Source organism: Streptomyces sp. NPDC056948 (assembly GCF_042674225.1).
In the GTDB taxonomy this organism is placed as follows: Bacteria; Actinomycetota; Actinomycetes; order Streptomycetales; family Streptomycetaceae; genus Streptomyces; species Streptomyces purpurascens.
This window is the reverse complement of the sequence record NZ_JBHUQX010000287.1, coordinates 1-12190: the sequence shown is the minus strand read 5'-3', so window position 1 is coordinate 12190 and position 12190 is coordinate 1. Positions and strand designations below refer to the sequence as shown.

Genomic DNA, 12190 nt, shown 5'->3' with positions numbered 1-12190 from the left:
CATTCTGTCCGAGTGGCGATCGTCCGGTCCCTGCCGAAACGCAGGTAGGTGCGGGGAATGGGTCCCCAGCTACCAGCCCGGCCGACCGCTCGGCCCGCGTAAGCGGCGACGGGCTCGTCGGTCTGCATGTCGGCACGGCAGTCGGAGGCCGGTGCCGGTGAGGCAGCCGTCGAGGGACGTCGTGGCGGTATTGGAGCTGGCGTAGGCCGCGCCGGACAGCGGTGATCAGGTCTTCGGGGTCAGCGAACGCGCGGTTGGCCGTGGTGGTGCGCCGTAGCACCGACCAGCGGCCCTCGACTGGGTTGAGGTCTGGTGCGTAGGGCGGTAGTTGGTAGACGGTGAGCCAGTCCCGTTCGGCGATGTAGCGGCGCATCCCGGCGGTGAGGTGGCTGTTCAGGTTGTCCCAGACCAGCACGATCGGTCCGCCGAGCTGCTGGTGTGCGGTCTGGATCAGGTCACGGTAGTCCTTCCAGGAAAAGCTCTTGCGCCCGTCGGGCCGGGCGTCCGGGCGGGGCCGGTAAATCAACCGTGAGCGTTCGCCGGTCTTGTAGCAGGCCAGGGCGGCCACCGATAAGCGGCGGCGCGAGCGGCCCCGGACGCGGACCACAGGTGTGTGGCCGCGGCGGGACCAGGTGCGGGTGACCGGCGGCGTCATCGAGAATCCGGCTTCGTCCTCGAAGACGAGCCAGGCGTCGAGCGCCGCCACGGTCCTTCCACCTGGGGCCAGGTCTCCTTCACCCAGCCGGCCACCAGGTTCTCGTCCCGTTCGATCGCACGCCGGGCAGGAACCTGGCAGGTCCAGCCGTGCCGCTTGAGCAGGACGGCCACTCCTTGCACGGTGTAGCTCTTGTGGAACCGGCGTCCGATCAGCGTCTTGATCCGTGACAGGGTCCAGGTCTGGTCCGGCCAGCCGTGTGCCACCGGGCCCTTGGCCAGCTCCCGCTCCAGCACGGCGAACAGTTCGTCGCTGAGCAGCGGCAGCGATGCCGGGCCTTTCGAGGCCAGGGCTCTCGATCCGTCCTGCGACCAGGCCTTGCGCCAGCGCTGTACCGACCGGACGCTGACCCGCAGGTCGCGAGCGATGACCGTGTTCTCATCGCCTTGTCTGAACCGCTCAGCCGCTTGCATCCTCAACTTCTCGCGGAAGGCCCGCCGTTCGTCGGTCAGCCCGCCCCCTTGCGCATACCTCATGCAGTCGGCATACCGCAGGGATCACGAGACGTCAGCCTCTACGACACCACGCATTGAAGGTCAGTAGGGCCTGCTCACGGGCCGGTGTCTGGGTGGGTAGAGCTGCCGCGCAGCCCGGGCGAGATGATGTGGCGCCTGCTGCTCATCGCCATGAAGACATTGGCGTCAATAGAGCGGCGGCCTCAACCGGTTGACGGCGCCCGCTCTCGTGAGGCGCTAAGGCGGGCAACAGTTCGATGCCATGTTTCCCCTGAGGGCCCGTCAGGCTCCAGTACAGGTCTTCCCAGTCTCGGCAGGTCTGCCAGGATCTGAGCAATCCAGTCCCGACCAGTTGATCAAGTGTGTTGGGCAAGTCAGCGGGTTGGGTCCCACAGGCGTGGGCCATCTGGTCGAGCCCGGTCAAGCCGGTGCCGGTGTCCGGCTCGGCGTGTGCAGTGAGGTAAAGGCTTGCCAGCTGCAGCAGTGGACCCGCCGCTTCTGTCATCGAGGGGCTGGCGACACGAAGCGCCCAGTCTGCTGCCTGCGCGCGGTCGGGGCGGGCGGGGGCCTGGCTGAGAAGTGCGGCATCGAGCAGTTCAGCAGCAACTTCGTTTGCGGCGCTTCCCGGCCTGACGCGTAGCCATCGTGCATGTTCCAGCTCGCTCCATAGGTCTGGGATGTCGAGGCGGAGGCTGCGCAGCATGCCTCTGGGCAGTCGGACCTGCATGGCGGCGTCCACGCGGAGCGCGCACTGCAATGCGAGCAGGCGTGCTGCGGCCGGGGTGCTTTCAGGGAGGGCGGCGGCCAGGTAGCTGAGCATTTCGCAGATTCGGATCCGCTCGCCCGGACCTCTGGAGTGCCTTCTGCGGCGCCGGGGGGCTGTTGGCTGCGGAGCGCGGATAAGGACTGTGTCGGGGACGACAGAGGCCTGTGCTGTTGCTGCAGCGCAGGCGCTGCAGGCGTCGGCGAGTCGCCAGAGCCGTCCGCCGCGTTCGCGTGCGAGGAGGAGGTGGATGGGTCCGGCGCAACCGCGGTGGCGGGGGTGCCAGCGGCAGCCGCGCTCGTGGCATTGGCAGGTCCGCAGGTGGGGTGGGAGCAGGTCACCGCGTGCATGTCGTGCGAGGTGGGCGAGTGCGGCCGAACGGGCGGAGCCTGCGGTGACCTGTCCGCTGCCGTGCGGACATTGCCGGCATACGAGGATGAGCCCGCTCGGGTGCGGGCGCAGTTCCACGGTCCAGGCGCGTGGTGTCGCCGGGCATGCTGTGCGCAGCCTCATGGGCGCGTGTTCCTCCTGCTGCGTGCGCGCCGGGTCTGTCGGGGGGTGTGGGGCGGCGGCCCACCATAGTGCAGACGTCTGCCCTCGCACTGTTGCCGCCACCTGCGGAAATAGGGCAGAGGTCTGCACTGACAGGGCAGGGGTCTGCACCGTCGGATGGACGAGTGACGATCTTTCCGCCCGATCCGGACCTCGACGCGCTGCGGTTGGAGCTCGCGCGCCTGCGGGCCGAGCGCGGGTGGACCTACGACGAGCTCGCCGCCCGCAGCGGCCTGGCCAGGCGCACCGTCATCGAGATCGAGCAGGGCCGCACCATCGGCACGCTGAAGACCTGGCACGCGCTCGCCCACGCTCTGGGCACCCCGTTCGACGAGCTCTTCGGCACGCTGTGCCGCGGGCACGACCTGCCGGAACCGAGCGGAGACTGACGCTCCGTCCGAGCGGCCACCGCGGATCACCCGAACAGGCGAGACCACCTCGAACGCGCAGCCGGTCATTAGCACGTCAGTCGCATCACTTGCGGCCGGGCAGGTGATCGCGCGGCAGCGCTCCCGCGGGTTCGGCGTGTTGGCTGGCAGGTTCGCGCGCATGCGCTCCACACCACCCGCCTCCCGGCACTGGGACGGCAGCCCAATCGCCCATCGCATGCGCCGCTCCTTGCAGGTCACCCCCGACGGCGCCAGTCGGCTGCTGCGCTGCGGCCAAAGCGACCGGTGCCGCGAGTGCGGCACCCGGATCGAGTGGTACCACCGCAGCAACTGTCGGCCGGTGCGTCTCCATCCCCACGAACTGCCCACCGCCCAGGTGCCAGTCGCGTGCCGCTGGCACGTCAGCTCCGGCGTCGCCCACCCGGCCGGGGACGGCAGCAACTGGTGCCGTCTGCCGCACGCCGCCGTCTGCCCTGCCCGGGACACACCCCCACCTCACCGCGACCTGGCCGGACTACGCCGGTCGCTGGCCGTGCGCTCCCGCCGCCTGATCGACACCGGCGTCTTCACCCCTCCCCCGGCCTCACCAGACCGTCCGACGTCACGGTCGGCCGTCTGCCGGCCGGCCCGGCCCATCGTGCAGCTGCTGTATGTCCGCTACCTCGCCGCCCGGCCGGTGGACGAGATCCAGTGCGTCGCGCAGACCCGGCGCCGCCACCGCTGCACCAATCCCCTACTCACTTCCGACGCCCCGGCCGGCACCTGGACGCTGATGCCCGCCACTGCTGCGGGCGGGCAACTGGCCCTGCCCGCCGACGTCATGGCGGTCTACGACCTCAGCCGCCTCCCCTACTCCGAGCAGCTGCGCTGGCGCGCCCAGCGCTGCCCGCAGCACGCCACCACCCCTACGGCCGCCGACCTGGCAGTATCCGACTGGGAGCCCTTCGACCCGCTCCGCCACCACGCACACATCCACACTCGCCTGCCCGCCCCCGCCCGACGCCCCGGCCCTGCGGGCCGTGCACGACCGGCCCGACCATGACGCCGCACCACGCCGTCGAGATCATCCTGACCCGGCCCTCCACCCCGGGCGAACTCCGAGCGGCGTCCTGTGTCGTACCTCTGGCCGCGAACGCGGACCGAACCCGGCTGATGGCGCTTCACAGCGCACACCATCCCGGGGGCGCCCTGCATGCGCTGCGGCGCCGACTGAGTACACGCTTGCCGATTGACGTGCTCACCACGCACTACCCCGACCGGCACGGCCAGGTCGTGCTCAACATCGCACTCAGCCACCCCGCCGATCAGGCCCTGCGCCAGGCCGCGGCCGACGTAGGACAGCGTCCCCAGGACGTACTCCGCGAGCGGGTGATCGCAGGTATTGCCCGGGACCAAAAACAACGCGCCCGCTGCCTGGAGGAGCGGCTCGAGAGTCTGCTCGCACGCCATGAGCCCGAAGAGGTCCTGGCCTGCGTGGCCGGTCTCCTTTACGGCCGTCAGCACCGCCGCGTACCGACAGCGCCGTAACGGTCCTCCCGCACAATACGGCGGCGGCAGGCACTTTCCCCTTCCCTTCCTCGCTCTCTTGTTTTTCTTCTCTCTTTCACGGAGTCCTCGTTGAACACGCCCACCGATGAACAAGCCCACGCCGTAGACGCCTTCCAGGACGGCCACCATCTCGTCCTGCAGGCCGGCGCCGGAACGGGGAAGACCAGCACGCTCGGCCTGCTCGCCGCCAGCACTCGCCGCCGCGGCCGCTACCTGGCCTTCAACAAGGACATCGCCCGGGATGCCACCTCGCGCTTCCCCAATTCCGTGGTGTGCAAGACCGCCCACGCCACGGCCTACGCCGCCGTCGGCCACCGCTACACGAGCCGGCTCAACAGCCCCCGCCAGCCCGCGTGGAAGACCGGCCAGGCACTCGGCATCACCCGCCCGGTCCGCATCGGCTCCCACGAGATCAGCCCCAGGGCGCTGTCCCACACCGTGCTGCGTACAGTGACCCGCTACTGCTACTCCGCCGACCGCGCCCTGGCCCGCCACCACGTACCGAACCTGCGCGGCCTGGACACCGCCAACGAGCACGCCCAACTCGCCCACCAGGTACTACCGTTCGCCAATAAGGCCTGGGCGGATCTGCACGACCCCGAGCAAGGTGTGGTCCGCTTCGAACACGACCACTACCTGAAGATGTGGGCCCTGACTGAACCAAGACTCGAAGCCGACTTCCTCTTCCTCGACGAAGCCCAGGACACCAACCCCGTCCTCGAGGAAGTATTCGCCGCCCAGCGCACCCACGCCCAGCTCGTCATGGTCGGTGACTCCGCCCAGGCCATCTACGGCTGGCGCGGCGCGAGGGACGTGATGACCGGTTTCGAGGGCATGCCCCTCACCCTGACCCGCTCCTTCCGCTTCGGCCCACTGATCGCCGAAGAGGCCAACCGGTGGCTGGCGCTCGCCGACGCCCCCATCCGGCTCACCGGCACCGAGAACATCCCCGCACAAGTCGGAGACATCGCCTGCCCCGACGCAGTGCTGTGCCGCACCAACATCGGCGCCATGACCGAAGTCATGCGCATGCTCGGCGACGGTCACCGCGTCGCGCTGACCCGCGGAGGGCACACCCTGGCCGCGCTGGCCCTCGCCGCCCGCGACCTCAAGAGCAGCCGCCGCACATCCCACCCCGAACTCGTCCTCTTCGGCTCATGGGGCGAGCTGCAGGAGTACGCCGAACACGACCCCGCCGGCGGTGACCTGCAGCCCTTCGTGGACCTCGTCGACACCCACGGGCCCGACGCCGTCCTCGCCGCGATCAACCAGCTCACCGACGAGAAGGACGCCGACGTCACCGTCTCCACGGCCCACACGGCGAAGGGCCGCGAATGGCCCAGCGTCAGAATCGCCCACGACTTCCCCCCGCCCAAGGACACCGATCAACACGACGCGCACGGCCGCCCGATCCCAGAGCCGGTCAGCGACACCGACGCCCGCCTCGCCTACGTCGCCGTCACCCGCGGCCGACACCACCTCGACCTCGGCGGCCTGTCATGGATCGACACCCACCCCGCCTCACCTCCTGAGCGATGCCCGGCCACGCAGTGAAGCCGGAACACCAGCCGAAGGTCGACGAGCCAGCCTCGAGTGAAGGGTGACGCAACCGTGCGTGTCACTCCGGCTGGCGCTCGGGCCCCCGCATTCGGGGCTGGTGAGGCCCGGGCGTGGGCGGGAGACACGAGACAGCGTGGTGTTGTCAGTGCTGCCAGCACCGCCTCATCGGTCGCCATGCCCCGAGAACCTCTACCCGGTCGTGTGAAGTAGCCAGAATCGAAGCAACTTCTGCGGGCGTCTGGGCGTAGTGCCATGTATGAGGCCGATCAACGAAGCACACGTGGCACAGCCAGGTCTGGCCGTGGTCGAAGTCGCAGCCGCCGACGACCAGACCGCGTTCGCCATCCAGGAGGCTCTCGCGGGGCGGTGGGCAACCGCGCCGGCGGACAGTACCACCCGGGCCCCTGGGGAGCCTGGCGTGCGGCTGCGCTGCTACTTGGACGTGCGTCAGGAGCTCAGCTCGTAATGCGGGCGGCCTCGCCCGACCGTGCTCACAGGTGCGGGCAGCGAGGTCCGGCAGCTGAGCACGGCGGAGCTGTAAGAGCGTGCCAGCGAGCAGGACATCCCTGCCGCACGCCTCCTCGGTCTGGTAGCCAACATCCACCGCAAAATACGGAGGAGTCCTCAGCGCGCGGTGGATAGCTGTCTGTACAACGGTCATCCAGCCAGGCAGACGGTGGTGGATCCGGCTATGCCCGAGAGATTCCATGATGGGGCGTAAGACAGCCCGCAGGTCCTCGAGACACTTCCGCATCCGCCTTGTGATGATCCCCCGCGACGCCCGGGTGCAGAGGCGCGGTCCAACACGGCGAACCCAACATCCTTGTGCTCATCCTCGCTGGCCCTGTGCGGGCACTCCCCGCAGACGGGGAGAACTCCTCGACCGGCTGGTGAACACGTGCACTTTGGGGGCATGGCCTCGCAACCGGGAGACCGACGAGGTACTCGGCACCTACCTCAGCCGCAGGCACGAACTCGTGCCTTCACTGCCTCGTTGACACCCGGGCACCGCATCTTACTGATCGTTTCAGAATGAGGTTCGTAGGCGGCGGAGGCATATGAGGCTGCAGGCCAGTTCGAGCAGGCCCTGGTGGAGGTCGGCGCGTCGTTCGTAGCGGATGCGTAGTCGTTTGAACTGGTGCAGCCAGGCGAAGGCGCGCTCGACCACCCAGCGCACTTTGCCCAAACCGGAACCGTGGGCGACGCCGCGTCGGGCGATCATGGGTTTGATGCCGAGCTTCCACAGCAAGCGGCGATACTTGTCGAAGTCGTAGCCCCGGTCGGCATACAACCGTCGGGGTTTGTGGCGGGGGCGTCCCGGGAGCCCCCGAATCCTTGGGATGGCATCCAGTAGCGGCAGGAGCTGGGTGACGTCGTGTCGGTTGCCGCCCGTGAGCGTAACCGCGAGCGGGGTTCCCTGGCGGTCGACGATCAGGTGGTGCTTGGAGCCAGGACGGGCGCGGTCGACCGGTGAGGGGCCGACAAGATCCCCCCTTTGAGAGTCCGGATGTGCGATCCGTCCACGGAGCAGTCGTCCAGCCCCAGCAGGCCCCGGCGTCGAAGCTCGGTCAGCAGCGCGGCGTGCAGGCGTGGCCAGACACCAGCCTCGGTCCAGTCCCGCAGCCGACGCCAAGCCGTCACACCGGAGCAGCCCACGGATTCCGTCGGAACGTCGCGCCAGGCGACACCGGTTCGCAGCACGTACATCACGCCAGCGAGTGCCACTCGGTCGGGAACGGGCAGGCGCCCGGGGTTGTGACGGCGTCGTTCGGGAGTGGGCGGCAGCAGCGGGGCCACGCGCTCCCACAGATCGTCCGGAACAAGATCAGTACGCACCCGGACACCTTGCCCACCGTGACACCAACGGCAAGACCCGCCGCTCGACTTGGCCCAGAAAGTGCCTGGTAGTGAGGTGGCGGGCGCGAACCAGATCAGTTCAGTGACGGCGGGACCCAGGCGTGGTGACGCAGGATCATACGCGTGGCGGCCCGGGACGGTGTCAGTCGCATCGCCGTGTTCCGCAGGGTGACGGCCAGCGGGTGGGACAGTTGCTGGCCCATTCTCCCGGCCTGCCGGGCGGCCCCTGCGACGGCCTGGCTCCGCGGCCGGCGCTCAGCGTCGTAGCGGGCGAGCGCGGCCTCGACGGTGGACTCGGCACCGAGGGCGGCGGCCAGAGTGACCGCGTCCTCCAGTGCCTGGCAGGCGCCCTGTCCGAGGTTGGGGGTCATCGCATGGGCCGCGTCGCCGAGCAGCGCGATCCGCCCGACCGCGTATGAGGGGAGAGGCGTGCGGAGTTCGCTCACGTCGTGATGTAACACGGCCTCGGGCCGGGTCGCGTCGAGTAGAGCAGGGATCGGGTCGTGCCAGATGTGGAATCGTCGGCGCAGTTCGGTCAGTGGGTCGGCGAACCGCGTTCCGGCGGGGAGGCTGAGGACGGTGTGCCACTCGGCCTTCCCGTCCAGGAAAGCGATGTGTCCGAACTCCGCGCCTCGGCCCCAGGTCAGCTCGAAGTCGGTACGCAGATCGACCGCGTGCTCGGTGATCGCGCGCAGCACCGTCGAGCCGCTGTAGACCGGGCCGGGATGGTCTGGGAAGAGTTGGCCGCGGACTTTGCTGCCGATACCGTCGGCCGCCACTACCAGATCGGCCTCCAGGGCCGTGGTGCTGTAGCCGACGTGAACTGTCCCCGGGCCGACCTGCTCGACCGTTGCCGCCTCGGAGTCGATCGCCAGTGACCCGGCGGGCAAGCCCTCGCGTAGCAGTCGGTGCAAGGTGGAACGGGGCATGCCCATGATCGGCGTGCCCACCGCCTTCTCCAGTGCCGAGCCGTCCATCCGGGCCAGCCAGCCGCCCCGGGGCGTCCGAGTGCCTCCGCTGTACTGGCCTCGCGACGCGTCCCGAACCGCCCCGCCGACGCCGAGTTCGTCCAGTGCCCGCAGGCCGTTGGCAGCCAATGAAATGCCTGCCCCCGCGTCCTCAAGCATGGACGAACGCTCGAGGACCGTCACGTCCCATCCGATGCGGTGTAGGCCGATTGCGGCGGCTAGCCCGCCTATGCCTCCTCCGACCACCACTGCCGTGTTCCCCATGCCGGAGCCCCCTTCTTCTACAGTTGTAGAAGTCGACTCTATCCTGAGTCTCTACGGGTGTAGAAAGGGGCTATGGCTTCGGATCGGCGCACCCTCCTTGCAGACGCGGCTCTCGACGTCCTCGCCGACGAAGGGATGCGCGGCCTGACCCACCGTGCGGTGGACCGCAGAGCATCCATGCCGCCCGGTACCACCTCGGCCTACTTCCGCACCCGCGCCGCGCTGCTGACCGGACTCGTTGCCCACCTGGTCCAACTCGACCAAGCGGAACTGCAAACGACGGCCGACGAGCTTCCACCCCTGCGTACCGCCGAAGAACTGGTGGACGGCATGGTGACGCTCACCCGACAGCGACTCACCGGCGAGGGCCGCCGGCGCTCGCTCGCCCGCCATGCTTGCGCCGTCGAGAGCGTGCGCGACAAAGAACTGCGTGAGATTCTCGTGCCCCGCGAGAACGCCGGCCGCGAGGCCGTCCGGCTGTTCCTCGCCAAGCACGGTGTGACCGACGTCGAGAACCGCACTCACGCTCTGCTGACCTGCATCGACGGACTGGTCTTCGACCGACTGGTGAACGGCGGCGAAATACAGCGAGAGGCCCTCGAAGGACTGGTCGCCGCCGCGCTGCGTTAGGCCCCAGGCGGCCATGGTCCCGCTCGAACCAGCTGGCAGCCTCAGCTGTCTCCGCCGCCTACGAACCTCATTCTGAAACGATCAGTTAGAGGCCCGCGCCGGGCGCATGACACAACTTGGTCGGGAACAACCGGCCCCGCATGGCCGTACCATCTCCACACCAAGGCATCTTGCGGCACGTTCGCGCCCCTACCGGGCCGCACTCGCCCAAGCCAGACATCACCCGCAGCGCGGTCACGCGCCGAGGAAAGGGTCAGCACCATGCCGAAGACGACAACTCCCGCCACTGAACTGGCATCGCAGTACATTGCCCAGGTCACCGGCGATCTCGAGGTGAACCTCAAGGAGCAGGAACGCATCAGCGCCGAAATCGCCTCCCTACAGGAACAGCTTGCCGCCCTGCAGCACGACCACACCGTGCTGGTAAGCGTGCAGCAGGCTCTCGGCATCAAAACGGCACCGGCCGAGCCCGCAGCCGAGGCCAAGAGCGCTGCGGTGCCATCTCCACGGCGGAAGAAGGCCAGCGCCGCACCCGGCGGGAAGCAGAAGACACGCAAGTCCACCGCCACGCCGCGGAAGGGAGCCAAAGAGCCTGCGGCTAAGGCAGCGGGCACCGCGAAGGCGGCCCAGCCCACCCTCGTCGAGCTTATTCGCCGCCACCTCGCCGAGCACAAGGAACCGCGCTCCGCTGCGGAGATCACCACAGCGCTCAGTCAGGCTCACCCCGATCGCGATATCGCCGCCAAGGTCGTGCGCGTCACGCTCGAGGGACTCGTAGCCAAGAGCCAGGCCGATCGCACCAAACAGGGCAGGTCCGTCTTCTACACCGCCCCTGCGTCGGAGCCCACGGCTGCGCCTAAATCCGAGGCACAGCCCGAATCCACTAGTAACTGATGGTGCAGTTGGCGCTGGCCAGGCCCTGCCGACGGTGCAGACGCCTAGGCCGTTTCGTTTGGATCACCATGGGCGAGGCAGTTCTGGGGGCAGGAGCAATGCTGTGGCCGAGTAGCAGAAGGTTGCATACATTCACCCGGTGACCTACGACATCATGCTCGTGAGGGTGCAGCCGGGCCTGACGCTTCAGCAAACGCTTGACCGTCTCAACGCAGACTTCGATCCCGATGCCGACCTGCCGCTGCTCCGACTTACTCAGGCGCAACGGAACGAGTGGGACCGAATCCTGAGACGAGTCTCGCGGGACATTGGTCCCGTCGTGTCTGAGGAGTACCTGTACAGCCTCACCCTTGAGACCGTTGGTCCGCCACGACGCGTGCAGCTCGACTACTGCGGCGACACAGCCCACATCGAAGTCGCTTACCGCCACTCGGGTCCGGCGGCGTTGGAAGTGATGGAGCTGGCCTATCGCATCGCTCGTATCGTCGAGGACGAGAGCGGCTTGACCGGCCACGACTTCGAGGTGGACCAGCCCACCCGAACCGGTGGACCCAGTCAAAGCCGCCGCCCGGCTGAGCGGCGTCTCTGGGTGGGCACAGCATCACTTGAGCTAGCGGATCACCCGGTGGTCCAGAGGAGGATGCCTGCGACGTGGAGTCCGGCCAGGTAGGTGGTCGCGGTCTTCTCGTAGCGGGTGGCGACGCCGCGGCCACTGCTTCAAGCGGTTGATGCACCGCTCGACGGTATTGCGCTGCTTGTACGCCTCCCGATCGAAGGCAGGGGGTCTGCCACCGGCACGTCCGCGCCGTTTCCGGTTGGCCCGCTGGTCGGCCCGTTCCGGGATCACCGCGCGGATACCGCGCCTGCGCAGATGGTCTCGGATCTCGCGGGAAGAGTACGCCTTGTCGGCCAGGACCATGCCCGGCCTGGTGCGGGGTCGTCCACGGTAACGCGCGCAAGCGGACCATCACATCCGTGAATGCAGGTGCGTCACCAGCCTGTCCGGCAGTGAGGACGAACGTCAGTGGCCGGCACCGGCCGTCGGCCGCGAGGTGGATCTTCGTGGTCAGTCCGCCGCGGGAGCGACCGATGGCATGGTCGTCCGGCTCGCCGGCCGGGGCCCCTTCTTGCGGGCTCCGGCCGCGTGCTGGTGAGCGCGCACGATGGTGGAGTCCACCGACACGGCCCATTCCAGGTCCTCTTTGGCGTCGGCCTGGGTCACCAGGGCGGTCAACACCGGCTCCCAACTGCCAGCGACGGCCCACATCCGCAGCCGGTTGTAGACGCCCCGCCAGTTGCCGTACTTCGCCGGCAGAGGCACCCACTGGGTCCCGGTCCGGAACTTGTAGGCGATCGCGTCGATCACCTCACGATGGTCCCGCCAACGGCCACCCCGCCTCGGTGTCCGGTCCGGGAGTAACGGCTCGATCCGCGCCCACTGCGCATCAGTCAACGGCACACCCGGACCAACGACCGACTGATCCAGACGAAACCGCCTAGCACTCCAGCCGTAGATCGTGATCATGGATACGGAGGCTGCTCGCCGGTAGCCTGCCTGAGTGGCTGAGATCTGGGGCGAAGAGCAGTTGATCGCG

General features: G+C 68.6%; 12 protein-coding genes and 3 pseudogenes. 8 read left to right on the top strand and 7 right to left on the bottom strand.

Annotated features, from left to right (window positions below; all coding sequences use genetic code 11):
• The 4 genes and pseudogenes from ACFTZL_RS30425 to ACFTZL_RS30410 all read right to left on the bottom strand — a co-directional run.
• Positions 1 to 134, bottom strand: a pseudogene (locus ACFTZL_RS30425) (alpha/beta hydrolase); the annotation flags it as partial.
• Positions 70 to 655: pseudogene (locus ACFTZL_RS30420) on the bottom strand (transposase). The pseudogenes ACFTZL_RS30425 and ACFTZL_RS30420, both read right to left, overlap by 65 nt.
• A complete protein-coding gene (locus tag ACFTZL_RS30415; RefSeq protein WP_382588974.1) occupies positions 652 to 1191 on the bottom strand; it encodes a winged helix-turn-helix domain-containing protein in 540 nt (179 codons plus the stop codon). The pseudogene ACFTZL_RS30420 and the gene ACFTZL_RS30415 overlap by 4 nt, the downstream one beginning before the upstream one ends.
• A gap of 142 nt (positions 1192 to 1333) precedes the next feature.
• Entirely contained in the window at positions 1334 to 1990 is a 657-nt protein-coding gene (locus tag ACFTZL_RS30410) for a hypothetical protein (RefSeq protein WP_382588971.1), read from the bottom strand.
• A gap of 620 nt (positions 1991 to 2610) precedes the next feature.
• On the opposite strand from ACFTZL_RS30410, the gene ACFTZL_RS30405 reads away from it, so the two are divergent.
• The 5 genes from ACFTZL_RS30405 (at position 2611) to ACFTZL_RS30385 (ending at position 6448) form a co-directional block, all read left to right on the top strand.
• Positions 2611 to 2874, top strand: a complete 264-nt coding sequence (locus ACFTZL_RS30405) for a helix-turn-helix transcriptional regulator (protein ID WP_382588968.1) — start codon at positions 2611 to 2613, stop codon at positions 2872 to 2874.
• Between the two features lie 160 nt (positions 2875 to 3034).
• Positions 3035 to 3916, top strand: coding sequence for a DUF6083 domain-containing protein (locus ACFTZL_RS30400; protein WP_382588965.1), 882 nt, complete (start codon positions 3035 to 3037; stop codon positions 3914 to 3916).
• Positions 3917 to 4095: 179 nt separating this feature from the next.
• Positions 4096 to 4401: a hypothetical protein gene (locus ACFTZL_RS30395; protein WP_382588962.1), complete on the top strand. Its 306-nt coding sequence runs from the start codon at positions 4096 to 4098 to the stop codon at positions 4399 to 4401.
• A gap of 90 nt (positions 4402 to 4491) precedes the next feature.
• Positions 4492 to 5976 carry a UvrD-helicase domain-containing protein gene (locus ACFTZL_RS30390; RefSeq protein ID WP_382588959.1) on the top strand — a complete coding sequence of 495 codons (1485 nt, stop codon included), beginning with the start codon at positions 4492 to 4494 and terminating at the stop codon, positions 5974 to 5976.
• Positions 5977 to 6238: 262 nt separating this feature from the next.
• Complete coding sequence (locus ACFTZL_RS30385) at positions 6239 to 6448, top strand: DUF6207 family protein (RefSeq protein WP_382588956.1); 210 nt, start codon at positions 6239 to 6241, stop codon at positions 6446 to 6448.
• A 561-nt stretch (positions 6449 to 7009) separates the two neighbouring features.
• Here the strand turns inward: ACFTZL_RS30385 and ACFTZL_RS30380 are convergent.
• Together ACFTZL_RS30380 and ACFTZL_RS30375 are read right to left on the bottom strand one after the other, a co-directional pair.
• A protein-coding gene (locus tag ACFTZL_RS30380) for an IS5 family transposase (RefSeq protein ID WP_382588953.1) occupies positions 7010 to 7818 on the bottom strand; the annotation gives its coding sequence in 2 pieces (ribosomal slippage) (positions 7010 to 7479 and positions 7479 to 7818; 810 coding nt in all).
• Between the two features lie 95 nt (positions 7819 to 7913).
• On the bottom strand, positions 7914 to 9071 hold the full coding sequence (locus ACFTZL_RS30375; RefSeq protein WP_382588950.1) for an FAD-dependent monooxygenase: 1158 nt from the start codon (positions 9069 to 9071) through the stop codon (positions 7914 to 7916).
• 72 nt (positions 9072 to 9143) lie between these two features.
• Here ACFTZL_RS30375 and ACFTZL_RS30370 point away from each other — a divergent pair, with 72 nt between their 5' ends.
• The 3 genes from ACFTZL_RS30370 to ACFTZL_RS30360 all read left to right on the top strand — a co-directional run bounded on the left by ACFTZL_RS30370 (position 9144) and on the right by ACFTZL_RS30360 (position 11265).
• On the top strand, positions 9144 to 9701 hold the full coding sequence (locus ACFTZL_RS30370) for a TetR/AcrR family transcriptional regulator (protein WP_382588947.1): 558 nt from the start codon (positions 9144 to 9146) through the stop codon (positions 9699 to 9701).
• Between the two features lie 261 nt (positions 9702 to 9962).
• Positions 9963 to 10595: a hypothetical protein gene (locus ACFTZL_RS30365; protein WP_382588944.1), complete on the top strand. Its 633-nt coding sequence runs from the start codon at positions 9963 to 9965 to the stop codon at positions 10593 to 10595.
• A gap of 139 nt (positions 10596 to 10734) precedes the next feature.
• Positions 10735 to 11265, top strand: coding sequence for a hypothetical protein (locus ACFTZL_RS30360; protein WP_382588942.1), 531 nt, complete (start codon positions 10735 to 10737; stop codon positions 11263 to 11265).
• On the opposite strand, the pseudogene ACFTZL_RS30355 reads toward ACFTZL_RS30360, so the two are convergent.
• Positions 11214 to 12120 (bottom strand): annotated as a pseudogene (locus ACFTZL_RS30355) (IS5 family transposase). The gene ACFTZL_RS30360 and the pseudogene ACFTZL_RS30355 overlap by 52 nt on opposite strands.
• Positions 12121 to 12190 lie beyond the last annotated feature (70 nt).

Excerpts from the sequence above, each read along its gene's own strand:
- ACFTZL_RS30415 (WP_382588974.1), bottom strand. The coding sequence starts at position 1,191 with ATGAGGTATGCGCAAGGGGGCGGGCTGACCGACGAACGGCGGGCCTTC.
- ACFTZL_RS30410 (WP_382588971.1), bottom strand. The coding sequence starts at position 1,990 with ATGCTCAGCTACCTGGCCGCCGCCCTCCCTGAAAGCACCCCGGCCGCA.
- ACFTZL_RS30400 (WP_382588965.1), top strand. The coding sequence starts at position 3,035 with ATGCGCTCCACACCACCCGCCTCCCGGCACTGGGACGGCAGCCCAATC.
- ACFTZL_RS30385 (WP_382588956.1), top strand. The coding sequence starts at position 6,239 with ATGAGGCCGATCAACGAAGCACACGTGGCACAGCCAGGTCTGGCCGTG.
- ACFTZL_RS30375 (WP_382588950.1), bottom strand. The coding sequence starts at position 9,071 with ATGGGGAACACGGCAGTGGTGGTCGGAGGAGGCATAGGCGGGCTAGCC.
- ACFTZL_RS30370 (WP_382588947.1), top strand. The coding sequence starts at position 9,144 with ATGGCTTCGGATCGGCGCACCCTCCTTGCAGACGCGGCTCTCGACGTC.
- ACFTZL_RS30365 (WP_382588944.1), top strand. The coding sequence starts at position 9,963 with ATGCCGAAGACGACAACTCCCGCCACTGAACTGGCATCGCAGTACATT.